Here is a 25,183-nt window from a genome sequence, read left to right on the forward strand (position 1 = left end):
CGCAAGGCCGATGGCCCCCACCCCAACCCCTCCCCTGAAGGGGAGGGGCTTATGGGCTTGCACACCCCCCCACCGCGCGGCATGACGGCTCCATGGGGGATATGTGACGCTCAGGTTGCACCAGCTCCGATTCGATGATCTGCTCGGGCGTTTCCCGTGCAGATAAAGCGCCTGCGCCTCACCGGTTTCAAAAGCTTCGTCGAACCCACCGAACTGCGCATCGAGCCCGGGCTGACCGGCGTCGTCGGCCCCAATGGCTGCGGCAAGTCGAACCTTTTGGAAGCGATCCGCTGGGTGATGGGCGAATCCTCGCCAAAGTCGATGCGCGGCGGCGGCATGGAAGATGTCATCTTCGCCGGCACCTCGTCGCGCCCGGCGCGCGATTTTGCCGAAGTCGCGCTCCATTGCGATACCGAAGGCGCGCTCGTCGCGGGCCTCTCCGACGGCGGCGACGGCGACGACCTCGAAGTCATCCGCCGCATCGAGCGCGGCGCGGGCAGCGCCTATCGCGCCAACGGCCGCGACGTGCGCGCGAAGGACGTCGCGCTGATCTTCGCCGACGCCGCGACCGGCGCGCACAGTCCCGCGCTCGTCAGCCAGGGCAAGATCGCGAACGTCATCGCCGCCAAGCCGACCGACCGCCGCGCGATGCTGGAGGAAGCGGCGGGCATCGCCGGGCTGCACGTCCGCCGCAAGGACGCCGAGCAGAAACTGCGCGCGACCGAAACGAACCTCACGCGCCTGTCCGAAATCGTCGCGGACATGGAAGTCCGCGCCAACGCGCTGCGGCGACAGGCGCGCGCGGCGGAGAAATACAAGAAGCTCAGCGACGACATCCGCATAGCCGAGGGGCGGCTGATTTACGCGCGCTGGCGCGATGCCGCCGCCGCCGCAGACCAGGCGCGCCGCGATGCCGATGCCGCCGAAGCCGCAGTCAAGGCCGCGCAGGACGAGCTCGAAACCATCTCCAAGGCGCAAACCGAGGTCGCGACGCGCGTCGCCGCGGCGCGTAGCGACGCGCAGGCACAGCGCGACGCGCTCGCCGAAGCGACCGCGACGCAGGTCCGTTTGCAGGGCGAAGAGCGCGCCGCGCTCCAGCGGCTCGACGATCTCGCGGCGCAGCAACGGCGGATCGAGGCCGACCGCGCGCACGAAGGCGAACTCGCGCGCGACGCCCATGCCGCGCTGACCGCGCTCGACACCGAAACCAGATCGCTGGCGCAGGACATCGCCGCGCACGACGCGGGCAAGGCGGCGCTCGCCGAGACCAATCTCTCCGCGCAGGCCCGCCTTCGCGATGCCGAGGTCGCACTCGCGCAGGCGCGCGCCAAAGCTGCGAGCGAGGCCGCCGACCGCCGCATTGCCGCGTCGGCGCGTGACAGCGCCGAAGCCACAGTGCGCCGCATCGCCGCCGACAAGGCGCGGATCGAGGCCGAGGTCGCCGCACTCGGCGACAGCGCGGCGCTCGCCGCGACCCATGCTGAAAGCGTGCGCGCCGCCGAAGCCGCCGAAACCGCTATCGCCGCCGCCGAACAGGCGCTGCACGATGCCGAGGCCGACCGCGCGGCGATCGCCGCCGACCTTGCCGCCATCGAATCGGGCCTCGCCGAAGCGCGCGCCGCGCTGGCCGCGCTCGACGGCGAGGCCGCGACGCTCGAACGCGCGCTTGCCGCCGCGCGCAGCGACGACGACCGGATCCTCGACCAGCTCCGCGCCAAGCCCGGCTACGAAGCCGCGCTCGCCGCAGCGCTCGGCGACGATCTCGACGCCGGCACCGACCCCGCCGCCGCGCGCAGCTGGCTCGGCGCCGCGGCCGTCAAGGACGATCCCTCGCTCCCCGCCGGAACGACGCCGCTTGCCGCGCATGTCGAGGCGCCCGCCGCGCTCGCGCGCCGCCTCGCCCAGGTCGCGGTCGCCGACACCGACGGCGGCCAGCCGCTCGCGGTCGGCCAGCGACTTGTCACGCTGGGGGGCGTGATGCGCCGCTGGGACGGCTTCGTCACCCGCGGCGACGGCGCGACCGCGACCGAACGGCTGCAACGCCGCAACCGCCTCGACGAACTCGCGGCGCAGCGCCCCGCGGTCGAACTCGGCGTGCAGGAACTTCGCGATCGCCGCGCGGCAGCCGCGGCGAAAGCCGCCGAGCTCACCGAAGCTGCCGCCGCCGCGCGCAAGGCGCTCGCGACCGCCGACGAGGCGCGCCGCACCGCGCTGCGCGCCGCCGATCAGGCGCAGGCCGCGCTCGACCGGCACCGCGATGCCGCAGCGTTGCTCGCGCGCCGCCTCGCCGAAATCGCCGAAACCGCGAAAGACGCCGGCGAACAGCTCGCAGCGCAAGAAGCGGCGCTCGCCGCGCTCCCCGACGAAGCGCTTGCGCGCGCCGCGCTCGATGCCGAGGAACAGACCGCCGACCGCGCGCGCGCCGACGCCCAGGCCGCGCGCGATGCGCTCGCCGCGCACGACCGCACGCTCGCCGCGCTCAGCGAACGGCAGGCGGTCGTCAGCGCGGAGATCAAGAGCTGGAAAGCGCGCGCGGGCGAGGCCGCGCGCCGCGTCACCGAAATGGACAAGCGCGCCGACGCGCTCGCCGCCGAGGCCGCGGCGCTCGCCGGCGCCCCCGCGCGCCTCGCCGAACAGCGCACCGCCGCCGAGGCCGCGCAAGCGAGCCTGCGCGAAAAACTCGCCACCGCCGAAGCGCAGGAGCGCGCCGCCGAAGCTGCGCTCCGCGAGGCCGAAACCGCGCTGAACGCGATCCGCGAGCGCGTCGCCGCCGCGCGCGAAACGCGCGCCGGCGCCGTCGCCCGCTCCGAAAATGCTGAGCTGCGCCGCGTCGAAATGGGCCGACTGTCGGGCGAACGCTTCGAATGCCCGCCGCCGCTGCTCCCGCAAAAGGCGGGGTTCGAGAGCGACAGCGTCGGCGATGCGGACGCCGAATCGGCCGCGCATGACCGGCTGATCGCCGACCGCGAGCGGCTCGGCCCGGTCAACCTCGTCGCCGCCGACGAACTCGCCGAACTCGATGCCGAACGCGAAAAAAACGCCGCCGAGATCGAGGAGCTGACGCAGGCGGTGCATCGCCTCCGCGGGTCCATCGGCAATCTCAATCGCGAGGGCCGTGTCCGCCTGCTCGCGGCGTTCGAGGCGGTGAACACGCATTTCCAGCGCCTCTTCACCACGCTCTTCAACGGCGGGCAGGCGCATCTCGAACTCGTCGATTCGGACGATCCGCTCGAAGCCGGGCTCGAAATCATGGCGCAGCCGCCGGGCAAGCGGCTCGGCACGCTCACCCTCTTGTCGGGCGGCGAACAGGCGCTGACCGCGGTCGCGCTGATCTTCGGCCTCTTCCTCACGAACCCCGCGCCGATCTGCGTCCTCGACGAAGTCGACGCGCCGCTCGACGACGCGAATATCGAGCGCTTCTGCGACCTGCTCGACCGCATGGCGCGCGAAACCAACACCCGCTACCTGATCGTCACCCACAATGCCGTGACAATGGCGCGGATGCACCGCCTGTTCGGCGTGACCATGATCGAGCGCGGCGTCAGCCGCCTAGTGTCGGTGGACCTAGGCGGCGCGGAGGAGTTGCTCGCGGCGGAGTAGGATTGACAATTTTTGTAACTACATTAAATTATTCGAGCCCACCCCCGAAAGGCTCGTATCGTCTGCACTTGGCGAGCGGGATATAGGGTGGTGGCGATGAAAATTGCTTATGATGAGCGAAAGCGCCAATGGACGCTTCTGGAACGCGGTCTGGATTTCGCCGACGCCAGCAAGGTTTTCGAGGCAGATTATCTGGAGTTTCTCGACGATAGACAAGATTATGGCGAAGATCGTTACATCGTTTACGGAGAACTTGAAGGTCGGGCTGTCGCGATCGTCTGGACGCTACGCAACGATACCCGCCGCATCATTTCGATGAGATATGTCCATGACGAAGAACTCAAAGCCCGCCGAAAAGCCTTGGATTGATCCGGACGATGCACCCGAATGGACGGAGGATCATTTTCGCCGCGCAGCCGTTTACGAGAATGGCAAGCTGGTCAAGCCCGCGGACGGCACCTGGACCAAACCCGGCCGCCCCAAATCCGCCGACCCCAAACAACAGGTGACGCTCCGCCTCGACAGCATCGTCCTCGAAAAATTCCGCGCCATGGGGCCGCGCTGGCAGAGCCGCATCAACGCCGAGCTGCGCAAGGCGCTGGGGCTTTAGGGCGCCATCCCCACGACCAGCATTGTCGCGAACACCAGCAGCCCGGCGAAGCGGTTGCTGCGGAATTTTGCCAGCGCATCCTCGCCGCTCGCGACATCGAGCGTCACCACCTGCCCCGTCAACTGCACCGCCGCAGGAAGCAGTGCGGCCAGCACCAGCGGGTCGGGCCGCACCGCCCACAGCGCGCCGCCCCAGAGGCCGAGCGCCGCGGCATAGCAGAGCGCGACCCCGCCCTTCACCTGTCCGCCCATCGCGCGCGCGCTCGATTTGACGCCGACGAGCATATCGTCCTCGATGTCCTGGAGCGCATAGATGGTGTCATATCCGATTACCCACGCGATGCAGCCGGCATAGAGCAGCGGCAACGCCAGCCCCTGAACGCCGCCCACCGCGACCCATGCGACGAGCGCCCCCCAACTGAATACCAGCCCCAGCCACGCCTGCGGCCACCAGGTGATGCGCTTCATAAAGGGATAGGCAGCGACGAGGATCAGGCTCGCGAGCGCGACGATCTGCGCCGGCCCCGGCAGCTGAAGAAGCACGAGCAGCCCGACGAGCGCGAGCAGCACCGTCCACAGCCCGGCGTTCCGCACCGATACCGCCCCGCTCGCCACCGGGCGCGACGCGGTACGCGCCACTTTCGCGTCGAGGTCGCGATCGACGATGTCGTTATAGACGCACCCCGCCCCGCGCATCGCGATCGCCCCGAGCAGGAACCACAACAATAGCGGCCAATGGCTGACCGCTCCGCCGCCGAGCGCGACGCCGAACGCGCACGGCCAATAGAGCAGCCACCAGCCGATCGGCCGGTCGAAGCGAGCAAGCAGCGCATAGGGCCGCGCCGCGGCAGGAAGCCATGCGATCAGGCCGCTAAGCTGGCTGTCGGGAGGGTGAGTGGTCGTCATTGTTTCGCGCGCGATAGCAGGCGAGCGCGCGCGAATAAATGGCCGATCGCCCCGTCGGAGCGCGCCGTCAGTCGTCGCAGGTGGCGGGGGTGCCCGGCGCCTTCACACCCGACAGGTCGCGCGCCTCGCGAACATTATAGGCGGCGGTCGACCGGATGGTCCGCGGGCCCAGCCAGGCGCCGAACAGGAGGGGCTGATATTCATAGGTCACTTCGACGAACATGATCGCGGTGCCCGCCGCCGCTTTCACTTCGCGGCCCGCCGGCCCCATGCCGGGAAAACCCGTACCCGTCGCGCCGGTGCCCTCGACGCCATAGGCCGATGCGACCTCCAGATTACCGAAACAGCGCTGCCATTTGATCGTCTGCCCGCCATCATTATTTCGCTGAAGGCTCGACAGGATGATGCGGCCGTTATTTTCAAAACCCAGTCCCGCCACCTGCCGTTCGGCGCCGGCGAACACCTCGTTGATGTCGATCTCGCGCACCTGCGGCTGCGTCAGATTGCTGCCCGCGGCGATACGCGCGGCATTGTCGGCAGTGTTCAGCCCCAGCTGGCTGACGCGTGTGTGCGCCAGCGTCAGGTTGGCAATTTCGAGCCCGCCGAAGCCGACGAGTATCAGGAAAGGAATGGAAAAGGCCATTTCCAGCATCACCGAACCGCGGTTGCTTTGCGCCAGGCGCCGCATGGTTCGCCGCATCCGGCGGCGGAATTCGACAGGGCCGGTCATCCGCATATCTCCGGCTCGACCTCGCCGCCGGCGGCAAAGGGCTGGTTGCGCAGCAGCGTCGTCGAGCTCAGCGTCGCATATTGCGACTGTCCCAGCATCCGCCACAGGGGCAAAACCCGGTCGAACCGCATCGATACCGTATATTGGACCACGTCGTCGGCGCCGCCATTGCCCTGCCGGCCGCCATCCTCCCAGCAATCGATGGGCGATGGATCCTGAAGGCCGTTGCCGTTCGAATCGACCCAGCGCGGCGGCCGGATATCGCTGTAATCGTCGAAAACGCGGCGATTGAAGGTCACCGTGGCGTTTGCAAACACCTTCTTTACCTGTGCCTCGACCGTATCGTCGAGCGCGCTCTGGTCGGCGGCAAACCCCTCGAGCGTCGCATCGCGCCCGGCCTTTGCCACAACGCCCTGCAACACCTGTTGCGCATACATTTGCCAGCAAAAATCGAAGATGCCGAGCAGGATCATCAGGAACACCGGCGCCGTCAGCGCGAACTCGACGAAAGCGGTGCCGCGCTCGCTTTTCCGCAGGCGGCGGATCAGGCGACGCGTCGGGAACGCAGCGCGGGTCATTGCGACAGCCTCAGCTTGGAAATCTGCCGCGCGATCGCCTGGAACTGCTCGTTGAGCTGGGCGGCATTGTCGGCCTCGAACGCCTGCCCGGAAGACGCGCAACTATTAAGGGTGCTGTTGCTGCCGACCCCGAACGACACGACCCAGATCGTCATCCCGCGCTGGCGCGCCGAACGGCACAATTGGACAAAGCGGTTGTTGTGGCGCGCGATCGCATTGCTGTCGCTGGTCGCGCCGATGCGGTTCATCGCGCTTTCCTGCCCCTGATGCGACAAGTTCGCGCGCGGCGTGTTCATCTCACCATCGGTCATGAAAACGATGTGGCGACTGATGGGTCGGCCGTTGGCCGCGGTGGCATTCTCCTCCGCGAAAAGACCGGTCGGAGAAATCAGCCTCGCGCCCCACGCCATCCCGGCGTCGTGATAGGTGTAGCCCTTCGGTTGCAGCGTAGCGATATAGTTGGCGAAAGTATTCCGGTCGGCGCTGGTCATGGTGGTCAGATTCATCGCGCGCGCCGGGCAGGCCGCGTAATCGCCGCCCTTTTCCAGAAAGTTCGTGCTGTCCGTAGTGGATGTATAGGGTGCGGGCGTCGACCGTGAATAGGTCACCGCCGGCAGGAACACCTTCCATTGCGTGTCGACCGCGTCTTCACCAACGGTCGTCGGCTTCATATCGATATCCATATCATAGGCATCGCTGGGCGCAGTTTCATTTGATGCGAACGGCGTAGTCGCACGTTCCATCAAACAGCCCTGCCAGGTCGTGGAGATCGACACACCCTTATCGCCAGTGTCGGTCGTCAGAGGGTTGCCCATTTTCACGTTTGCGACCGGAAATTCACGGTCCTTATAGTCATATTTGCCATCAAAAACGTCGACCCGCGTTTCGGTAACCGTCGTGATGAAATGGCGCGTGAAGTAAGCGTTCTTATATTGCAGTCTGCATTTATTGCTCGACCACGTATAGCGATAGGTACGAAACGTATATTCCTGTTCAGTGTCGTAGGTTGTAACGCGCTTATCTCCGCTCTCGTACACCGAAGCATTGCTGTAATCGGGCGCGTTGCTAGGCGACGGGCTGGTATCGGCAGGCGGGTTCAGTGCGGTGCAGGCCGCAGAATTCTTGGCAGATACGGTGCCATTATTCGTCCAGCTGGAATCATAAGTGGTCGCGCTGTCGGTATATTCGTCGCTGGGGTCATAAATCGGGTTGGCATATTCCTGCCGGAACTTCGCCAAGCGCGATGGCAGCATCACGGTGTTGGCAATCCAGTCCGGATTTTTCGCAATCAATATGGATCCAACATTTACGGACGAACTGTAAGGAACGACGCCAAAGCGCAAACGTCCGTCGCCGACGTCGGCGGTCGTCAACGTGTCGAAAAAGTCGATCGCAGCAGTCCGCAGCCCCTGAATTTTGCTGACCGTATCGCCCGAATTTGTGCTGGACATCGACCCCGTCACGTCGAGTACAAGCATGACATCGACGTTCGATATTTCCAGCTTCGCTGTGCAATCGACCGACAGGCGGAACTCGTCCTTGCCGAACATGAACATCAGCGAGGTCGGCAGGACCGCCGACGCCTGTCCGGCAACGTCAGAAGCATTGATCGCTTCTGAGGAAAAGAGGATGCCCGACGCGCCATATTTGGCTTCGGGGAAGTTGAAGTTGAACATCTTGTCGGCTTCGGCCTCGGCCGCTTCGTCATAGGTCGCGCCGCCCATTGCGCGGCGCCCGGCGAGCACACCGGCATCACACGCCTGCTGCAGGCGCAGCTGCGTCATATAGGCGCGGCCGATATCGACCGCCGACCCTACAAAGCCGATCACCGGAATGATCGCCGCGGCTGTCAGCATGAAGGCGTTGCCGCGTTGGTCGCTAATCAGCGATTTGGTACCGGCGCGCAGCCGGGCGGTCCAGGTCCCTCGCATGGTCTAACCCCTCTTCGGCCCGCGGCATTCCCCAACCGATGTGCCGCTGGTAATCTCGCACCTAGGGGGACAACGCTTACCAAAATGCTAATCGGCACGACGCCAAACGCGATGAATCTGCGGTTCTGGCCCGGATCGGGACGGATTTGCGCAACCGGCAGCGAAAGATGCACAAATCGTCGCTCTCTGCTATCGCGCGCCATGCCTGCGACTCCAGCGTGGCCGCCCGCCAGCACGCCCCGCCTGTTTATCGACGCGCCGCTCGGTGCCGACAGTATGCCGATGATCGACGGCGCCGCGGCCCATTATCTGCTCGGCGTGATGCGCCTGAAGGCGGGCGATCCCGTGCTGCTGTTCGACAATCGAAGCGGCGAGTGGCTGGCGGTCATTGACGATGCGACCAGACGGTCGGCAACGCTGCGCATCGACCGGCACCTGCGCGACATCGAAGCGGTTCCCGACCTCTGGCTCTGTTTTGCGCCGGTGAAGAAAGCGCGGCTCGACTGGATCATCGAAAAGGCGACCGAACTCGGCGTCCGCTGCCTGCAGCCGGTAATTACCGAACGCACGATCGTCGAGCGCGTGAAGCGCGAGCGGCTGGAAGCGCAAATTGTCGAAGCCTGCGAACAATGCGGCCGCACCGCGCTCCCCGCGCTCGCCGACCCGGTCAAGCTGCCGCAGCTGCTGAAGGACTGGCCCGCCGGGCGCGCGCTGCTCTTCGCCAACGAAGCCGGCGGCGTGCCGATGGGGCGCCTCGCCGCCCCCGCCCCCGCCGCCATCCTCACCGGTCCCGAGGGCGGCTTCACCGATCGCGAGCGCGCGCTGCTGACCGCGCATCCCGCGGTGCACCGCCTCTCGCTTGGGCCGCGCATCCTCCGCGCCGAAACCGCTGCGATTGCCGCCACTACCTTGTGGATGGCGCAGCACGGCGACTGGACGGGGGCGGCGCAGGGGCGATCTGGAACCGCAAACCCACTTTGAGGCCGGCCATCGACTGACCCGCACAGCCCCGATTGCATTCTATACCGGATAGTCTAAATGCGCGCCATGAGCACGCGCACCGCTTCGAACAGCCACGATCCCGTCATCGAACACCGCGACCAGCTTGCGGCCCCCATGGCCCAGGGCGAAAAGCCCAAAGACCGCTGGCGCATCGGCACCGAGCATGAAAAATTCGTCTACCGGGTGAGCGATCACCGCGCGCCCTCCTATGACGAGCCTGGCGGCATCCACGACCTCCTGATGGCGCTCACCCGCTTCGGCTGGGAGCCGGTGATCGAGGGCGACAAGGTTATTGCGCTGGCGGGCAGGGACGGCACCGTCAGCCTCGAACCCGCGGGGCAGCTCGAACTCTCCGGCGCGCCGCTCGAAAATCTGCACCAGACCTGCGCCGAAACCGGGCGGCATCTGAAGCAGGTGAAGGAAGTCGGCGCCGAACTCGGCCTCGGCTTCCTCGGCCTCGGCATGTGGCCCGACAAGACGCGCGCCGAGCTGCCGATCATGCCCAAGGGGCGCTACAAGATAATGCTCGACCATATGCCGCGCGTCGGCAGCATGGGCCTCGACATGATGCTCAGAACCTGCACGATCCAGACCAACCTCGACTATGCGAGCGAGGCCGAAATGGTGCAGAAGTTCCGCGTGTCGCTCGCGCTCCAGCCGCTCGCGACTGCGCTCTTCGCCTCGTCGCCCTTCACCGAAGGGCGGCCCAACGGCTATATGTCGTACCGCAGCCATATCTGGACCGATACCGACCCCGCGCGCACCGGTATGCTGCCCTTCGTGTTCGAAGATGGCTTCGGCTACGAACGCTATGTCGACTATATGCTGGACGTGCCGATGTATTTCGTCTTCCGCGACGGCAAATATATCGACGCCGCGGGGCAAAGCTTCCGCGATTTCCTGAAGGGCGAGCTGCCCGCGCTCCCCGGCGAGCTGCCGCGCCTCTCCGACTGGACCGACCATCTCTCGACCGCCTTTCCCGAAGTGCGCCTCAAAAGCTTTCTCGAAATGCGCGGCGCCGACGGCGGCCCGTGGAACCGCATCTGCGCGCTCCCCGCGCTGTGGGTCGGGCTGCTCTACGATCAGGGCGCGCTCGACGCCGCCTGGGATCTCGTCAAGGGCTGGAGCATCGAGGAGCAGCAGGCGCTGCGCGACGCGGTGCCGAGCGAAGGCCTCGACGCCCCGGCTCCCGGCGGCGGCACGGTGGGACAATTGGCGCACCGCGTGCTCGACATCGCCGCCGCGGGCCTCGCCGCGCGCGGCGAGGTCAATTCGATGGGCGACAATGAAGTCGGCTTCCTCGAACCGCTCCGCCGCATCGCCAAAAGCGGCAAGTCCCCCGCGCACGACCTGCTCGACCGCTACGAGGATGCATGGGGCCACGACCTCTCGAAAATTTACGACGAACTGAGCTTCTGACGATCGAGCGGTTTGGGGGTGGGGAGTTGCCGTTAAATCCTCCCTGTGGCGAAGCCATGGGGAGGGGGACCGCTCGCGAAGCGAGTGGTGGAGGGGCTCTGCGACGTCGGCGCAATTGCCCCTCCGTCAGCGCTTCGCGCTGCCACCTCCCCATGCCTGCGGCACAGGGAGGATCTTACGTCCGCAACCGGTCGCCATCTGCCGTATCTAAACCACCTCCATAAAAAACCCCTTTCCTACATCTAACCCATATGGTTCATTCTGACGGTTTCACCCAACCCAAAGGACGAGCCAATGGACGACACCGCTTTTGATCCCGCCGCGACCCCCGCCCCCGCCAGCTACCACTGGACGCCGCGGCTCCAGCGCGACTTTCTCGAAGCCTTTGCCACCAACGGATCGGTGAAGATTTCGGCCGCCAAGGTCGGCATGTCGCCCTCCGCGGTCTATCAGCTCAAGCAGCGGCCGCACGGCGCGGCGTTCCGGCTCGGCTGCGCCGCGGCGGTGCTGATCGCGCGCGGGCGGCTCGTCGACGAGCTGCTCGACCGCGCGATCTGGGGGCATGACGAGACGAGCACGGTGATGCGCGAAGAAGATCGCAGCTTCGTCAAGCGCCGCCGCATTGACAGCCGCCTCGGCCTCGCGATGCTCGCGCGGCTCGACCGCATGGTCGAGGTGCGCGCGAAAGCGGGCGAAGAGATGCTGGCGCAGGTCATCGCGGGCGACTGGCCGGGCTTTCTGTCGCTCTTCGACGCCGCCGCGGCGGCGCGCGATAACGCGAAGGATGCCGCCGAGGCACCCGCCGACGCTCCGGACGGCCTCGGCGCCGCGCTCGCGCTCTGGCTCGCCGGGCGCGACAACCGCGCGAACCCGCTCGCCAATCTCTGGCGCGATAGCGCGATCGCGAATGAAGTTGCGCAGTTTTCCGCCGATTCCGAAAGCGACCTCGACGCCGAACCGACCCCCGAGGAGGAAGCCGCGGCGATGACCGTCTGGGCCGACGATGAGACCGGCGAGCTGCGCACCAACTTCCCGCCGCCCGACGATTATGTCGGCATCGAAGAAGGCGCGTTCGGCGACGAAGATTATGAACGCACGCTCGACCCCGACGAAGAAGAAGCATGGGAAGCCGCGCGCGCCGCCGACGTCGCCCCGCTGCGCCGCGCCGGCGAGATCGCCCGCCGCGCCTTTTTTGGGCTGCCGCAGCCCGCGAACGACGCTGGGGCGGAGGGCGGCGTGCGGCGGCAGGGGAAAGGCGGCTGAGGGAGGGCCATGGCGCCACCGTCGCGGCCCCTCCACCACCGCCTTCGGCGGCGGTCCCCCTCCCCATCGCTTCGCGACAGGGAGGATTTGGCGCCGCGGTCAATCCTCCCTGTCGCGAAGCCATGGGGAGGTGGCAGCGCGAAGCGCTGACGGAGGGGCCGAACGCGCAGCGCTCGTCTGCGCCCGCGGCCATGCCCCAAAAGTGCAGCAAATGCGCAACACTTCCGACACGAACGTCAGCGGCGCGGCGCTCGGGCGTTGACCGTGCGGCGCGCGCGCGGCAACGGCGGACAATATTCTCTACCCGCCAGCTTCACTTTCGAAAAGGACAGGTCATGCGCCATCTTCCTTCCGCCCTTGCCATGAGCGTCGCCCTCGCTGCCGCCGCGGCCACCCCCGCCGCCGCGCAGGACGCATCGGTCATCCCCGCCGCCGAAGCCGACAGCGGGCTCGGCGACATCGTCGTCACCGCACAGCGCCGCGAGGAAAGTCTGCAGGACGTGCCGGTATCGGTCAGCGTGCTGTCGGGCGACACACTCGGCGCGATCACGTCGACGGGTTCGGACATCCGCGCGCTCGCGGGCCGCGTCCCCAGCCTCAACATCGAAAGCTCGTACGGCCGTTCGTTCCCGCGCTTCTATATCCGCGGCCTTGGCAACACCGACTTCGACCTCAACGCCTCGCAGCCGGTCAGCCTCGTCTATGACGAGGTCGTGCTCGAAAACCCGATCCTCAAGGGCTTTCCGATCTTCGACCTCGACCGCGTCGAGGTGCTGCGCGGGCCGCAGGGCACGCTCTTCGGCCGCAACACGCCGGCCGGCATCGTCAAGTTCGACACCGTCAAGCCCGGCAAGACCGGCGGCTATGCGCGCGCCAGCTATGGCCGTTATGGCACGAGCCAGGTTGAAGTCGCGGCGGGCGCCGCCGACGACAGCGGCTTTTCGGTGCGCCTTTCGGGCCTTTACCAGCATCGCGACAATTGGGTCGACAATATCGCGACGACCAAATCCAAGGACCTCGGCGGCTATGACGACATCGCCGCGCGGCTTCAGCTGCAATATGAAAGCGGCCCCTTCACCGGCCGCGTGACCGGGCAGGTCCGCGTCTATGACGGCTCGGCGATCATCTTCCGCGCGAACACCCAGCTTCCCGGCAGCAACAAGCTCGTCGGCCTCGGCGGCGCCGGAACCGAATTCGAGCGCGACAAGGTGTGGCAGGACGGGATCAATTTCCAGAAGCTCAACACCTATAATGCCGCGCTCAACCTCGAATATGATTTCGGGCCGGTGACCGCTTATTCGATCACCTCCTACTGGAACGGCAATTTCAAGAGCCGCGGCGACATCGACGGCGGCTTCGGCGCGGTGTTCCTCCCCGAATCGGGTCCGGGGCTCATCCCCTTCCAGGCGCAGAGCCAGGACAATGTGCCCAGCCTCGATCAGTTCACGCAGGAAATCCGCATCGCGTCGAACAACAGCGGCGGGCTCGGCTACCAGTTCGGCGCCTTCTATTTCGACGAAGGGCTGGACATCACCAGCTTCGAATTCGGCGGCCCGACCGACGCGATCCCGTCGGCGATCGCGGTGCAGCGGCAGGACAGCGAAGCCTATGGCATCTTCGGTTCGATCAACTATGCGTTCGAGGGCGGGCTGACCTTGCAGGCCGGTGCGCGCTACAACCACGACACGCGCGATTTCGTCGCCGCGCGCCCGGTCGAAACGCGCCCCGATTTCGTCGTCAACCCGAACACGCCGGTCCCGCCGCAGGCGGCCACCGTCAAGGGCAAGCTGCTGACGTGGGACGCCAGCGCGACCTATGAAGCGTCGGACGCGGTCACCTTTTACGCCCGCGTCGCGCGCGGCTATCGCGCGCCGTCAGTTCAGGGCCGCCTCACCTTCTCGCGCGTGATTTCGACCGCCGATCAGGAAGAGACGATGTCGTATGAAGCGGGGATCAAGACCGCCTTCCTCGACGACCGCGTGCGCTTCAACCTCACCGGCTATTATTTCGATACCAAGGATCTTCAGCTGACCGCGGTCGGCGGCACGGCGAACGTCGCCAGCCTGCTCAACGTCGATGCCAAGGGCCATGGGATCGAGGCCGAGCTGCAGGCGGCGCCCGCGCGCGGACTGACCTTCAGCGTCGGCGGCGCGTGGAACGTCGCCGAGATCGACGACACCAACGCCTTTGTCGCGGGCTGTGGCTCGGCGACGCCGTGCACCGTGCTCGACCCGCAGCGTCCGGGCAGCCCCGGCATCTTCTCGATCGACGGCAACCAGCTGCCGCAGTCGCCGAAGTGGACGCTCAACGCGACCGCGGGTTATGAAATCCCCGTCGGCGACGGCGCCATCTATGCCTTCACCGACTGGTATTACCGCTCGAAAGTGCAGTTCTTCCTCTATCAGTCGGTCGAATTCTCGGACGACAAGATGGTCGAAGGCGGGCTGCGCGTCGGTTACCGCACCGACCGTTTCGACGTCGCAGCCTTCGTGCGCAATATCACCAACGACGAATCTCCGACCGGCGGCATCGATTTCAACAACCTCACCAGCTACGTCAACGAACCCCGCATCTGGGGCCTCGAAGCGGGCGTGAAGTTCTGACCCAACATCCCTCCCCGTCGCCCGGCGATAGGGTGGTGAGCTGTCCTTAAATCCTCCCTGTGGCCGAAGGCCATGGGGAGGGGGACCGCCGCGAAGCGGTGGTGGAGGGGCCGCAACGTCGCGTTATTTGCCCCTCCGTCAGCGGCTACGCCGCTGCCACCTCCCCATCGCTACGCGACAGGGAGGAATTATGTCCCGCGTCGGCCACCAGTCGCGGTTCCAAAACAACGCCGCCGCAGAGAGAAAAACCTTTCCTACAGACACCAATATGGTTCATCTATCGGATCGCAAAGAACCGGGATGAATCATGACCGCCAAGGAAAAGCGCTGCGCCCTAAGCCACCGGCCCCACCCGCGCGTCGGGCTCCAGCCTGATCAGCGGGCGCGCCCTCCCGGTCAGCCTAGCGACCACTCGCGGAACAAGCGCGTGCGCCTGCGCCCAGGTCCAGTATGCGACATAGGCCGGATCGCCGAGCAGATGCTTTTCCTCGGTCTTGGCGCGCCAGTAATAAATGCCGCTGACGAGGCCGAGCAGCACGACATTGCGCGCCGCCTCGGTCCAGCCGCCCGCGGTCACGAGGAAAGGCAGCGAGCCGATCCACCAGGTCAGATTTTTCGCAACATAGGCGGGGTGGCGCGTGAAGGCATAGGGGCCGTGCGTAATAATGCCGCGGTGCGTGAGGTTGGAAAAGCGGATGCCGAACGCCATCGTCGCCCAGCTATACACCGCGGTCAGCAGCGCCAGCACGACCGCCCAGACGATCAGCAGGCCGTCATGTCCCGCGAGCCAGTGCCCCCAGTCGGCGCCGTGGACCTGATAATCGAGCGGCCCGCCGCTCATCAGGATGAAGGGCGGGTAGCAGACGAGCGCCGCGACCCACGCCATGCCATAGGGATTGGCGGTGCGGATATGCGCGTCGAGCGGCTTCAGGGTCAGGATATAGCCGACCGTCGCGATATGGACGTCGACCAGATAGAGAAGGTTGATCGCCCAGATGCCGGTCAGATAGGGGTTCGCCAGCACCTCGGACATCGGCACGGTGACGAGCGCCGAAAAATTGCCCGGCACGATCGACAGCATGAAGGCGGTGAAAAACCCCTTTACCGTCCAGGCGCGCAGATGATGACCGATCGCGCGGCCATCGACGGGCCTTCCCGGAGCGATCAGCCAGCGCCCGAACTGGTAACAACCGTCGCGCGGTTCGACCATGCGGCGGTCGAGCCACAGCATATAGGGCACCGAAACGAGGAGCAGCCACGGCGCGACACTTTCGAGCAGCTTCATCGAAAAGGCGTAATTGCCCTCCCAATAGTAGCGCATCGTCGCATAGATCAGCGCGATCAGCCCCCAGGTCGCCCACAGCCCGGCCAGCTTGGTCAGGCTGATGTCGAGCGTGTCGCGCCACGGACGCCGCATCGCCCAGTCGATCCCGGTCGACGGATTGCGATGCACCTTGTCGACGAACACCGACCACAGCACCATTGGCACGCCGCACGCGAGCACACTGACGACGGCCGAATTGGGTCCGCTCATCGGTCCGCGTGTTCCCCAGTCGACCCCCAGAAAGGCGGCGACTTCGGGCGCAAAGCGCGCGAGTAGCAAATAGGTCAAAAGACCGGCCAGACCGACAAGCCCCACCCCGGCGGAAACCGCCGAGCGCGGCCGGGCGGACGCCGGGACGGCGGGGTCGCTGGCCGATTCGGCAGTACTGGTCAGAGCGGATTCGGCCATGATATTCACCGCTTACCCCTAGCGAAAATTGGTAAGCAAGCCGTCAATGAAGATCGCCGATTCGCGCGCATAATCCGGCCAGATTGGCAGCGTTCCACGGTGTTGACACCGTTCACCGCGCGATGGTTTCGATTCAACCCGACTCGGCGCCCAAAGATTCGCTTGGGTCCATCCGGCCTGTTAAGGCGCCCATCAATCGGGGCGGAGGGCTCCAAAAACAAACAAGATGGGGTCGCCACTTGTCTTCGAAAACTACGGGCCTGCGCAATTTGCGCCAGCGCGTCTCTGCGCTGTTTCAGGACCATGAAATCTTCGTTCGCACGCACGGCCACGTCCGGTTCCTGCGTGTCAGCGCCGTCTGGCAAAAGCGCGTCGCGCTGATTGCCGGCATCGTGCTGCTGGCATGGGCGGGAGCGACGCTCGCCGTACTCGTCAACCAGCTGCTCACCGCCGACGAACGCGCCGCGGTTGCGCAGCAACAGGCCGCGGCGGCGGCGTCCGAAGCTCGAATCGCCAAATATCGCGATCGCGTTGCCGAGACCGCCGCCGACCTCGAGGAACGGCAGGCGCTGCTCGAAAGCGTCGCCGAAAGCCATTTCGGCATCGATGCCGCCGACATGCCCGCAGGCACCGCCGCAGGGACGACGGATACGCAGGCCGCCGCCGCCGAGCCGGTCAAGACAAGCGCGCTCGACCCGAACCTGCCCCCCGAAGCGCAGATACTGGCGCGGGTCGCCGCGCGGCAGGAAGCTTTTGCCGCGCGCCTGCTCGGCGCCGTCAGGGGCCGCGTCGCCAAGGCGGAAACCGCCGTTGCGGCGCTCGGGCTCAACCCCGATGCACTGGTGCGCAGCGCTGCGGCTGGCCGCGGTGGTCCCTTCATTCCCTATCGCGGCAGCAACGGTCAGGCCAAAGCGCTCGGCGCCAGTTTCGCCGCGCTCGACGGCGCATTGTTCCGCATGGAAGTGCTCGAACGCACGCTCGTTGCCGTGCCGTCGGGCAATCCCGCTGATGTGCTGATGATGTCGTCGGGCTTCGGCTATCGCCGCGACCCCTTCAACGGTGCCGGCGCTATGCATGCGGGCGTCGATTTTCGCGGCCCGACCGGCACGCCGATCCTGGCCGCCGCGCCCGGCCGCGTGAGCTTCGTCGGCGTCAAGTCGGGTTATGGCAATGTCGTCGAGGTCGATCATGGGCAGGGCATCATGACGCGCTATGCGCACTTGTCGGGTTTCTCGGCCAAGGTCGGGGCGCAGGTCGCCGCCGGGCAACAGATCGCCAAGATGGGTTCGACCGGCCGTTCGACCGGCAGCCACCTGCATTTCGAAGTCCGTTTGAACGGCGTCGCGGTAAACCCGCGCCGCTTCCTGGAGGCCAAAGCCGATGTTCTCGAAGTCAAAAACGACGCCCGGCAGCGAGTCGGCTCCGTCGCTGCCGCCCGCGGTGCCCGCTAAGATGGCGACGGGCGCGCGCCACACGACCTTTTCGATCCTTGGATCGGACGTCGTCGTCACCGGCAATGTGTCGGCCAGCGTCGACCTGCATGTCGATGGCAAGATCGACGGCGACCTTAAATGCGCCAACCTCGTCCAGGGCGAGGCGAGCGAGATCAAGGGCGCGGTGACGGCAGAGACCGCAAAGATCGCAGGCCTGCTCGACGGGTCGATCGAGGCGAAGACGCTGATCGTACATGCTACCGCGCGGATTACCGGCGATGTGACCTATGAAACGATCACGATCGAAAATGGCGGCAAGGTCGACGGCAAGCTGTCGCATCGCCGCCACGGCGCGATGGCAGCCAAGGCGCCGCCGCCGCTCGAGGTGGTCGAGAACAAGAGCGCGTCGTTCTGACCCGCGGCGCCCCGCGGCACGCTACTTCGACAGGGCAATTTCCCGATCGGGCGCGCGCGGCGGTCCGTCGCGATGCCGCTGGACAACCACCTTGTTCCGCCCGCCGCGCTTCGCGTCGTAAAGCGCCTCGTCGGCGATGCGATAGAGCTGCTTGAAATCGCAGGCCGGGCGGACTTCGGCAACCCCGACGCTGGCCGTCACCGGCCGGTCGCCGACGATGGCGGCATGGTCGCAGTCGGCAAGGCCGCGCCGGACGCTCTCGGCAAACCGGCTGAGGACGATGCCCTCCATCCCGATGGTCAGCAGGCCGAACTCCTCGCCGCCCAGCCGCGCGACGGTGCACATCGGCCCTTCCCAGCGTTCGATCCGCTGCCCGATCGTACACAGCACCGCGTCGCCCGCCTCGTGACCGTGAATGTCGTTGATCGACTTGAAACGGTCAATATCGACGAGCAGCAGCGCCGCCGGCAGATTGTCGGCGCGGGCCCGGTCAAGCAGCGGGGTCACGCTGTCGATGAAACCGCGCCGATTGGGCAGGCCGGTCAGCGGATCGCGGCGCGCCAGCGCCTGCGCCCGCGCCTCGGCATCGCGTGCTCGGCCCAGTTCGACACGCAGCGTCCCCAAGCGGCGAGTTGCCGCGGCGGCGAGCCACAAGGCCTGCCACGTCGCGGCGATAAGCATGAGAAGCTGCGATCCCCCGCCCCAGAAATCGTCGTTGATGTCGACGATGTTGATGAATGCCAGCACCGCCATCGGCAGCCCCCACGCCGCCAAAAAGTCACGCGCCTCGATCGACCCGCGGCGCCACGCCAACGCGAGATAGGCTGCAACAACGATCAGGTCGGCAAGGATGACCAGCCCCAATATGTCGGCCAGCACGGTGATCTCGTTGCTGCGTATGAGCGCGAGCGGGATGCCCGCCAGACCGACACCCAGGCCCAGCAGCAATGCCCCGATCCTGAAGGTGCGCACGCCGTGCGCGCGCTCGACCGCGGTCACCGCACTCGCGGTCGCGACCGCAACCGCAAGGCAGGCAAGGAAGGTGCAGATTTGCGCCGTCACCGTCCCGGCCATCGTGGGTACAAGCGCCAGATGCGCTTGCGACCAGAGCGTGCCCCACAACAGCATCGTCGCCGACCATGCCGCTTGCCAGGCGAGATATTGGCGGCGCACCGCGACCGCGAGCGACAGGCTGTAAATACCGCTCACCAACAGCAACGTCAGCGCGGCGCCGACCGCCGCGGCCATACCGGCAGCCTGCAACCCCGCCGCGTCGGTCGAGAGTATGCGCGCGCGGACGAGTTGGTGCGCGGCAAGGCCGTCGAGCCGCATCGTCACGGCCGTTACCGGCACGCGGCGGGCCGGCACCTCGAACAGGATCTGGCCGCCGGCGCGCCAGTGCGACCCAAAATCGCCGCTGCGCACCCGCTGCCAACGCGTCGTGCCGTCGGCATAGGAAAAGCCGACGGCGAGCCGGTCGAAGCGCGAATTGTGCAGCATCAGCGCCAGCCCGCCCTGAACCGGCGTCTCTTTGAGCGTACCGCGCAGCCACAGGCTTCGTCCGTGATAATTTTCGGGCGTCCTGCGGCAGGTGAAGCGCAGGCGCGACAGCGCATCGTCATTCAGCGCCGCGCCGGTCACCGCATGGCACAGGTCGCGCTCTACATCGAGCGCACGGGCCTGCGCTGGTGCCGCGGGCACGGCGAGCAGCAGGAGGCCAAAAAAGACCCAGAACCCGCCGCAGAGCGTCGCAAAAGGAGAGCGTCCCCCGATCATCGCTGTGCTATCCCACCAATTCCTTGGGAAATCTTTACCATGGTGCGGCGATCTTAACGGTCGATGTCGCGGCCGACACGGAGCGACACGGCGATATGATCGCCCAGCCCCACCCCTTCGGCGCGCTGCACGGCAACCTTGACCGGCAACAGATAGCCGCCGTCGCGCGGAAAGAGCGAGGTTGTGAACTGTGTCCCGCCGACGCGCGCAACGACCGGCACCACGCCCCAGCCATAGCTTGCCGTCATCGCGGCATGGCGCACCGCACCGACATGCTCCTCGGGAATGGTGGCGAAGAGGAAAGGCGCCGGCCCGCGCCATTCGATGATCACGGCATCAAAGTCGATCGCGTCCATCGCCGCCCCCTAGTTCCGCGGCGCCTGACGGCGATAGCTCAGCGCCTCGGCAATGTGGATACGCCCGACGCTTTCGGAGCTGGCAAGATCGGCGATCGTCCGCGCGACGCGCAATATCCGCGTATAGCCGCGCGCCGAGAGCCGCATCGCCTCGGCCGCCTGCGCGAGCAGCTTGCGGCCGGGTTCGTCGGGCGTCGCGACCGCTTCGAGCAATTCGCCGTCTATCTCGGCATTGGTGCGCGCCTTGTGCCCGGCGTATCGCCGGGTCTGCGCAGCGCGCGCCGCCGCGACGCGCGCCGCGACTTCGGCGCTTCCTTCCGCGGGGGGCGGGAGGACGAGATCGGCGGCGCTCACCGCCTGCACCTCGACGTGCAGGTCGATGCGATCGAGCAAAGGCCCCGACAGTTTCGCTTGATAATCGGCGGCGCAGCGCGGCGCGCGGCTGCACGCGAGCGCCGGATCGCCAAGATGGCCGCAGCGGCACGGGTTCATCGCCGCGACAAGCTGCACGCGCGCCGGGAAAGTAACGTGCGCGTTGGCGCGCGCCACGCTGACCTCGCCCGTTTCGAGCGGCTGGCGGAGCGAATCGAGCACACCGCGCTGGAACTCCGGCAGTTCGTCGAGGAACAGCACCCCCAGATGCGCCAGGCTGACCTCGCCCGGCCGCACGCGGAGGCCCCCGCCGACGAGCGCGGGCATCGAGGCCGAATGATGCGGCGCGCGGAACGGCCGCGCGCGAACGAGGCGTCCGCCTTCAAGCTGCCCCGCGACCGAGGCGATCATCGACACCTCCAGCGCCTCGGCCGGAGTAAGCTCCGGCAATATGCCCGGCATACATGCGGCCATCAGCGACTTGCCAGCGCCGGGCGGTCCCGACATCAACAGATTGTGCCCGCCCGCGGCCGCGATTTCGAGCGCGCGCTTGGCAGTTTCCTGCCCCTTGACCTGCGCGAGGTCGGCGCCGCGCACCGGCGCCTCGACTTCGCCCGGCACCGGCGGCGCGAGTAGCGCGTTACCCTTGAAATGGTTGAGCAGCGACAGAAGGTCGGGGGCGCCGATCACTTCGACATTGCCCGCCCACGCCGCCTCGGGCCCCTGCGTGGCCGGGCAGATCAGCCCGCGCTCGACGCTGCCCGCGTGGAGCGCGGCGAGCAGCACGCCGGGCGAGGCGGCGACGCGCCCGTCGAGCCCCAGCTCGCCGACGACCACGTAAGACGCCAGCGTCTCGGCATCGATCACCCCCATCGCACCGAGCAGCGCGAGCGCGATCGGCAGGTCGTAGTGCGAGCCTTCCTTGGGCAGGTCGGCGGGCGAGAGGTTGACGGTGATGACCTTGGGGGGGAGCGACAGGCCGATCGCGGCGATCGCCGCACGGACGCGTTCGCGGCTTTCGCCCACCGCCTTGTCGGGCAGGCCGACGAGGACGAAGCGCGGGACGCCGGGCGTGATCTGGCACTGCACCTCGACTCCGCGGGCTTCGATGCCGAGATAGGCGGCGGTTGAGACGATTGCGACCATTTGTTCCCCCGGAACAGCACGATGTGCCCCGTTTGTTCCGACGCTCTCTTTAGGCGAAGCGGCGGAAAGGTCGAGTCTTTTTCGGAAGTTGTCGAAGGTGCCGCGTAGCGTGGGCAGGGTGGTGATTTGACAACATACCGACCAGTTGGTATGTAATTCGCATGACGACGAATCGGACACCCCCCTCCCCCGGTGCCGCCGCGCCTAACGTTCCCCAGGCGAGCGGCGGCACATCCGGTTGGCGCGCGCCGCGCGGCAGCGCGCGCGGCGCTGATTGCCGCGGCGCATCAGCTGGTGCGCCGGCAGGGTTATGCGGCGACGACGGTCGATCAGATCTGCGCCGCCGCGGGCGTGACCAAGGGCGCCTTTTTCCATCATTTCGCGTCGAAGGAAGCGCTGGCGATCGGCGCGATCGAGGGGTGGACCGACCGCGCGCGGCCGCTGTTCGAACTGCCGCCGCACACGCGGCTCGACGATCCGCTGGACCGCCTGCTCGGCCATATCGATTTCCGGCTGTCGATGCTCGAAGGGCCGACCGAAGAGTATACCTGCTTCGTCGGCACGATGGTTCAGGAGGCCTATGCGACTAGCGAGGCGATCCGCGAAGCGTGCGAGGCCAGCCTGGGCGCCTATTGCGCGGCGCTAACCCCCGACGTGCAGGCGGCGATCGATCGTTATGGCGCGCCCGAAGCTGTCACCGCGCTCGGCCTCGCGCAGCATGTCCAGTCGGTGCTGCAGGGCGCGTTCATCCTCGCCAAATCGACGAACGACCCGGCGATCGCGCGCGAAAGCGTCACACATCTGAAGCGTTACGTCCGAATGTTGTTCGGCGGCGCGTGAAGCGAGAGGAAGCATGATGACCGACGATCGAACCACGATTAAGACCCTTCTTGCTGCGCGCGATGCTGCCCTTTCGGCGGGCGAAGCGAACGCAGCCGTCGCGGCAACGGCGGTCGGCGCGACGAGTTTCGAATTGCAGCCGCCCTTGTCCTTTACCCACGATCCGGCGGCGGCAGCGGCGGATTTGGACGAATGGTTCACGACGTGGAACGGCAGGGTGACAACCCATATGGTCGATCCCGAAATCCTGGTTTCGGGCGACCTTGCGGTCGCCTATGGTCTGGCCACCATCGCAGGCGACAAGAAGGGCGAAGGACCGATCCACCTGTGGTTCCGCCGGACAGTCGTGCTCGAACGCAGCGCCGGTGGCTGGCAGATCGTCCATCAACATAGCAGCGTGCCGATGATGATGGACGGCAGCGGGCTCGCCGCAGTCCATCTGAAACCATGACCTGACCGGCCGGGCATGACGCGGCGGGTAGTTGTCGCATGGCTCGCGCGCATAGCATTCAAGCCTACCCCCTGCCCCCGAGGAGAAAGACGATGTCTAAAATGATTTTCGTGAACCTGCCCGTCACCGATCTCGACAGATCGAAGGCCTTTTACGAGGCGGTCGGCGCGGTCAACAACCCGGCCTTCACCGACGATACCGCCGCGTGCATGGTCGTCGAGGAAGGGTCGATCCACGTCATGCTGCTCAGCCATGAAAAATGGGCGAGCTTCACCCCGAAGACGATCCCGGACGCGCACACCAGTGCGCAGGTGCTGATCTGCGTTTCGGCCGACAGCCGCGCCGACGTCGATGCGCAGGTCGACAAGGCGGTGAAGGCGGGCGGCAAGGGCGACCCCACGCCGACGCAGGAATATGGCGACTTCATGTACGGACGTAGTTTCGAAGATCCCGACGGCCACATCTGGGAAGTGATGTGGATGAACCCGGCAGCGGCCAGCGGCGACATTCCCGCCGCAGCCGAAGCCTGACCCGGCAGGCGATGGCGCGCTCTCCCTGTCTCGCCATCGCCTGTTTGGCCCCGCAGCCCGAAAGGCCGCTCGCATGTCCTTCCAAGCCTATCTCGACAATATTCGGACCAAAACGGGCCAATCACCCGATGATTTGCGGACGCAGGCGACGCAAAAGGGCCTCGCTGACGAAGCGGGCCTCACGCCCGGAGTCAAGGCGCAAGCGGTGATCGACTGGCTGAAGGCCGATTACGGCCTGGGCCACGGCCACGCCATGTCGATCGTCGCCTTCATCAAAGGCAAGCGGACCTAGAATCCGTCCTTATAAGAAGAGGATCGTTCGATGAACTGGCACTCCCCCCTCCCCGCGCCCGCGGCGATGGTCGCGCGCTTCTGGAGCGACCGGGCGCCGCCAAGGTCCCATTAATCCCCCCAAGAAAGACAAGGAGAGAGCATCATGCCGATCAACCCCGATGCCACTATCGAAGTCACCGCCTTCGACTGGGTGCCCGACTTTGCGCGCGGCTTTGTCCGCGACCTTCGCCCGCGCTGGGCGTGCGAGGAAATCGGCCTCGATTATGCCGAACATCTGATCAGCGCGGTCAACCGTCCCGCCGACCATTTCCTGTTCCAGCCATGGGGACAGGTGCCCGTGCTGAACGACGGCGGCATTCGTCTGTTCGAAAGCGGCGCGATCCTGCTCCACCTCGCCGAAAAGGACGAACGGCTGATGCCGCGCGATCCGCAGGACCGCGCCAACACGCTCGCCTGGCTGTTCGCCGCCTATAGCAGCGTCGAACCGATGCTGTTCGAACTGGGCAACGTCGATATTTTTTCCAAAGACGAGCAATGGGCGAAGCTGCGCCGCCCCGGCCTGATCGACTTTATCCGTGGCCGGCTGGGCCGCCTGAACGACGCGATGGGCGACAAGGAGTATCTGGCGGGTGACTTCACCGTCGCCGACATCGCGATGGCGACGGTGCTGCGCGAAGCAACCCGCGCAGGGCTGATCGCCGAGCAGCCGCGCTTGCAGGCCTATCTCGACCGATGCCTTGCACGGCCCGCCTTCCAGCGTGCGCTCGACGCGCAGCTTGCCGCGTTCAGCGAAGAGGCGGGTCCGCCTGCCTGATTACGAGTTCCTGCCCCCGAAGGAGAGAGACGATGGCCTATGTCGAAGGATTTGTGGTTGCGGTGCCGACCGCCAACAAGGACGCCTATCGCAAACATGCCGCCGATGCGGCGCCGCTGTTCAAGGAATTCGGCGCCAAGCGCATGATCGAGGCGTGGGGCGACGATGTGCCCGACGGCAAGGTCAACGACTTCAAGGGCGCGGTGCAGGCCAATCCCGACGAAACCGTGGTGTTCAGCTGGTTCGAATATCCCGACAAGGCAACGCGCGATGCCGCGAACGAAAAGATCATGTCGGACCCGCGGATGGAGACGATGGGGGCCACCATGCCCTTTGACGCAAAGCGGATGATCTATGCCGGCTTCGAGTCGATCGTCGACGAC

Annotated in this window: 22 protein-coding genes and 1 pseudogene; 15 read left to right on the forward strand and 8 right to left on the reverse strand. The window is 66.4% G+C overall.

What is annotated here, in order from left to right; genetic code table 11:
* Positions 1-156 precede the first annotated feature (156 nt).
* The 3 genes from smc (at position 157) to VSX77_RS05190 (ending at position 4,210) form a co-directional block, all read left to right on the forward strand.
* Positions 157-3,600 (forward strand): chromosome segregation protein SMC, encoded by a 3,444-nt coding sequence (smc, locus tag VSX77_RS05180; protein WP_338426592.1) that lies wholly within the window; start codon positions 157-159, stop codon positions 3,598-3,600.
* Between the two features lie 96 nt (positions 3,601-3,696).
* Positions 3,697-3,969, forward strand: coding sequence for a BrnT family toxin (locus VSX77_RS05185; protein WP_338426593.1), 273 nt, complete (start codon positions 3,697-3,699; stop codon positions 3,967-3,969).
* Positions 3,929-4,210 (forward strand): BrnA antitoxin family protein, encoded by a 282-nt coding sequence (locus VSX77_RS05190; RefSeq protein ID WP_194954403.1) that lies wholly within the window; start codon positions 3,929-3,931, stop codon positions 4,208-4,210. The genes VSX77_RS05185 and VSX77_RS05190 overlap by 41 nt, the downstream gene beginning before the upstream one ends.
* Here VSX77_RS05190 and ubiA read toward each other — a convergent pair.
* From ubiA to VSX77_RS05210, 4 genes are all read right to left on the reverse strand, one after another.
* The gene (gene ubiA / locus VSX77_RS05195) at positions 4,207-5,115 is read right to left on the reverse strand and encodes a 4-hydroxybenzoate octaprenyltransferase (RefSeq protein WP_338426594.1); all 909 of its coding nucleotides are present in this window, start codon (positions 5,113-5,115) and stop codon (positions 4,207-4,209) included. The genes VSX77_RS05190 and ubiA overlap by 4 nt on opposite strands.
* A 67-nt stretch (positions 5,116-5,182) precedes the next feature.
* Positions 5,183-5,845, reverse strand: coding sequence for a TadE/TadG family type IV pilus assembly protein (locus VSX77_RS05200; RefSeq protein ID WP_338426595.1), 663 nt, complete (start codon positions 5,843-5,845; stop codon positions 5,183-5,185).
* A complete protein-coding gene (locus VSX77_RS05205) occupies positions 5,842-6,423 on the reverse strand; it encodes a TadE/TadG family type IV pilus assembly protein (protein WP_338426596.1) in 582 nt (193 codons plus the stop codon). Before VSX77_RS05205 ends, VSX77_RS05200 begins: the two co-directional genes overlap by 4 nt.
* Positions 6,420-8,354: a pilus assembly protein TadG-related protein gene (locus VSX77_RS05210; RefSeq protein ID WP_338426597.1), complete on the reverse strand. Its 1,935-nt coding sequence runs from the start codon at positions 8,352-8,354 to the stop codon at positions 6,420-6,422. Before VSX77_RS05210 ends, VSX77_RS05205 begins: the two co-directional genes overlap by 4 nt.
* Before the next feature lie 201 nt (positions 8,355-8,555).
* Between VSX77_RS05210 and VSX77_RS05215 the strand changes: the two genes are divergently transcribed.
* The 4 genes from VSX77_RS05215 (at position 8,556) to VSX77_RS05230 (ending at position 14,641) form a co-directional block, all read left to right on the forward strand.
* Complete coding sequence (locus tag VSX77_RS05215) at positions 8,556-9,335, forward strand: 16S rRNA (uracil(1498)-N(3))-methyltransferase (RefSeq protein WP_338426598.1); 780 nt, start codon at positions 8,556-8,558, stop codon at positions 9,333-9,335.
* 66 nt (positions 9,336-9,401) lie between these two features.
* Positions 9,402-10,775, forward strand: coding sequence for a glutamate--cysteine ligase (locus VSX77_RS05220; RefSeq protein ID WP_338427220.1), 1,374 nt, complete (start codon positions 9,402-9,404; stop codon positions 10,773-10,775).
* 294 nt (positions 10,776-11,069) lie between these two features.
* A complete protein-coding gene (locus tag VSX77_RS05225; RefSeq protein ID WP_338426599.1) occupies positions 11,070-12,038 on the forward strand; it encodes a hypothetical protein in 969 nt (322 codons plus the stop codon).
* 335 nt (positions 12,039-12,373) lie between these two features.
* On the forward strand, positions 12,374-14,641 hold the full coding sequence (locus VSX77_RS05230) for a TonB-dependent receptor (protein ID WP_338426600.1): 2,268 nt from the start codon (positions 12,374-12,376) through the stop codon (positions 14,639-14,641).
* A gap of 334 nt (positions 14,642-14,975) precedes the next feature.
* Here VSX77_RS05230 and VSX77_RS05235 read toward each other — a convergent pair whose 3' ends face one another.
* Positions 14,976-16,373 carry a methyltransferase family protein gene (locus VSX77_RS05235; RefSeq protein WP_338426601.1) on the reverse strand — a complete coding sequence of 466 codons (1,398 nt, stop codon included), beginning with the start codon at positions 16,371-16,373 and terminating at the stop codon, positions 14,976-14,978.
* A 239-nt stretch (positions 16,374-16,612) separates the two neighbouring features.
* Between VSX77_RS05235 and VSX77_RS05240 the strand changes: the two genes are divergently transcribed.
* The gene (locus VSX77_RS05240; RefSeq protein WP_338426602.1) at positions 16,613-17,824 is read left to right on the forward strand and encodes a M23 family metallopeptidase; all 1,212 of its coding nucleotides are present in this window, start codon (positions 16,613-16,615) and stop codon (positions 17,822-17,824) included.
* Position 17,825: 1 nt separating this feature from the next.
* The gene (locus VSX77_RS05245) at positions 17,826-18,221 is read left to right on the forward strand and encodes a bactofilin family protein (protein ID WP_338427221.1); all 396 of its coding nucleotides are present in this window, start codon (positions 17,826-17,828) and stop codon (positions 18,219-18,221) included.
* A gap of 21 nt (positions 18,222-18,242) precedes the next feature.
* Here VSX77_RS05245 and VSX77_RS05250 read toward each other — a convergent pair whose 3' ends face one another.
* Genes VSX77_RS05250 through VSX77_RS05260 form a run of 3 tightly spaced genes read right to left on the reverse strand, consistent with a single transcriptional unit; the run spans position 18,243 to position 21,871 of the window.
* A complete protein-coding gene (locus tag VSX77_RS05250; RefSeq protein ID WP_338426603.1) occupies positions 18,243-19,997 on the reverse strand; it encodes a GGDEF domain-containing protein in 1,755 nt (584 codons plus the stop codon).
* Between the two features lie 53 nt (positions 19,998-20,050).
* Positions 20,051-20,353 (reverse strand): DUF1905 domain-containing protein, encoded by a 303-nt coding sequence (locus VSX77_RS05255; RefSeq protein WP_338426604.1) that lies wholly within the window; start codon positions 20,351-20,353, stop codon positions 20,051-20,053.
* Positions 20,354-20,362: 9 nt separating this feature from the next.
* A complete protein-coding gene (locus tag VSX77_RS05260) occupies positions 20,363-21,871 on the reverse strand; it encodes a YifB family Mg chelatase-like AAA ATPase (RefSeq protein ID WP_338426605.1) in 1,509 nt (502 codons plus the stop codon).
* A 192-nt stretch (positions 21,872-22,063) separates the two neighbouring features.
* Here VSX77_RS05260 and VSX77_RS05265 point away from each other — a divergent pair, with 192 nt between their 5' ends.
* The 6 genes and pseudogenes from VSX77_RS05265 to VSX77_RS05290 form a co-directional block, all read left to right on the forward strand.
* Complete coding sequence (locus VSX77_RS05265; RefSeq protein ID WP_338426606.1) at positions 22,064-22,711, forward strand: TetR/AcrR family transcriptional regulator; 648 nt, start codon at positions 22,064-22,066, stop codon at positions 22,709-22,711.
* A 16-nt stretch (positions 22,712-22,727) separates the two neighbouring features.
* Entirely contained in the window at positions 22,728-23,162 is a 435-nt protein-coding gene (locus tag VSX77_RS05270) for a YybH family protein (protein ID WP_338426607.1), read from the forward strand.
* A 92-nt stretch (positions 23,163-23,254) separates the two neighbouring features.
* Positions 23,255-23,692 carry a VOC family protein gene (locus VSX77_RS05275; RefSeq protein ID WP_338426608.1) on the forward strand — a complete coding sequence of 146 codons (438 nt, stop codon included), beginning with the start codon at positions 23,255-23,257 and terminating at the stop codon, positions 23,690-23,692.
* Between the two features lie 73 nt (positions 23,693-23,765).
* Positions 23,766-23,984, forward strand: coding sequence for a DUF4287 domain-containing protein (locus tag VSX77_RS05280; protein ID WP_338426609.1), 219 nt, complete (start codon positions 23,766-23,768; stop codon positions 23,982-23,984).
* A 144-nt stretch (positions 23,985-24,128) separates the two neighbouring features.
* Positions 24,129-24,800: a glutathione S-transferase family protein gene (locus VSX77_RS05285; RefSeq protein WP_338426610.1), complete on the forward strand. Its 672-nt coding sequence runs from the start codon at positions 24,129-24,131 to the stop codon at positions 24,798-24,800.
* 32 nt (positions 24,801-24,832) lie between these two features.
* Positions 24,833-25,180: pseudogene (locus VSX77_RS05290) on the forward strand (DUF1428 domain-containing protein); the annotation flags it as partial.
* Positions 25,181-25,183: the final 3 nt, after the last annotated feature.

Origin of the sequence: Sphingopyxis sp. TUF1 (genome assembly GCF_036687315.1) — a bacterium.
GTDB classification, from domain to species: Bacteria; Pseudomonadota; Alphaproteobacteria; order Sphingomonadales; family Sphingomonadaceae; genus Sphingopyxis; species Sphingopyxis kveilinensis.

Bases quoted from the DNA above. Each gene is read 5' to 3' on its own strand.
- VSX77_RS05185 (WP_338426593.1), top strand. From the start codon at position 3,697: ATGAAAATTGCTTATGATGAGCGAAAGCGCCAATGGACGCTTCTGGAA.
- VSX77_RS05190 (WP_194954403.1), top strand. From the start codon at position 3,929: ATGACGAAGAACTCAAAGCCCGCCGAAAAGCCTTGGATTGATCCGGAC.
- ubiA (WP_338426594.1), bottom strand. From the start codon at position 5,115: ATGACGACCACTCACCCTCCCGACAGCCAGCTTAGCGGCCTGATCGCA.
- VSX77_RS05200 (WP_338426595.1), bottom strand. From the start codon at position 5,845: ATGACCGGCCCTGTCGAATTCCGCCGCCGGATGCGGCGAACCATGCGG.
- VSX77_RS05205 (WP_338426596.1), bottom strand. From the start codon at position 6,423: ATGACCCGCGCTGCGTTCCCGACGCGTCGCCTGATCCGCCGCCTGCGG.
- VSX77_RS05210 (WP_338426597.1), bottom strand. From the start codon at position 8,354: ATGCGAGGGACCTGGACCGCCCGGCTGCGCGCCGGTACCAAATCGCTG.
- VSX77_RS05215 (WP_338426598.1), top strand. From the start codon at position 8,556: ATGCCTGCGACTCCAGCGTGGCCGCCCGCCAGCACGCCCCGCCTGTTT.
- VSX77_RS05220 (WP_338427220.1), top strand. From the start codon at position 9,402: ATGAGCACGCGCACCGCTTCGAACAGCCACGATCCCGTCATCGAACAC.
- VSX77_RS05225 (WP_338426599.1), top strand. From the start codon at position 11,070: ATGGACGACACCGCTTTTGATCCCGCCGCGACCCCCGCCCCCGCCAGC.
- VSX77_RS05230 (WP_338426600.1), top strand. From the start codon at position 12,374: ATGCGCCATCTTCCTTCCGCCCTTGCCATGAGCGTCGCCCTCGCTGCC.
- VSX77_RS05235 (WP_338426601.1), bottom strand. From the start codon at position 16,373: ATGGCCGAATCCGCTCTGACCAGTACTGCCGAATCGGCCAGCGACCCC.
- VSX77_RS05245 (WP_338427221.1), top strand. From the start codon at position 17,826: ATGGCGACGGGCGCGCGCCACACGACCTTTTCGATCCTTGGATCGGAC.
- VSX77_RS05250 (WP_338426603.1), bottom strand. From the start codon at position 19,997: ATGATCGGGGGACGCTCTCCTTTTGCGACGCTCTGCGGCGGGTTCTGG.
- VSX77_RS05255 (WP_338426604.1), bottom strand. From the start codon at position 20,353: ATGGACGCGATCGACTTTGATGCCGTGATCATCGAATGGCGCGGGCCG.
- VSX77_RS05260 (WP_338426605.1), bottom strand. From the start codon at position 21,871: ATGGTCGCAATCGTCTCAACCGCCGCCTATCTCGGCATCGAAGCCCGC.
- VSX77_RS05270 (WP_338426607.1), top strand. From the start codon at position 22,728: ATGACCGACGATCGAACCACGATTAAGACCCTTCTTGCTGCGCGCGAT.
- VSX77_RS05275 (WP_338426608.1), top strand. From the start codon at position 23,255: ATGTCTAAAATGATTTTCGTGAACCTGCCCGTCACCGATCTCGACAGA.
- VSX77_RS05280 (WP_338426609.1), top strand. From the start codon at position 23,766: ATGTCCTTCCAAGCCTATCTCGACAATATTCGGACCAAAACGGGCCAA.
- VSX77_RS05285 (WP_338426610.1), top strand. From the start codon at position 24,129: ATGCCGATCAACCCCGATGCCACTATCGAAGTCACCGCCTTCGACTGG.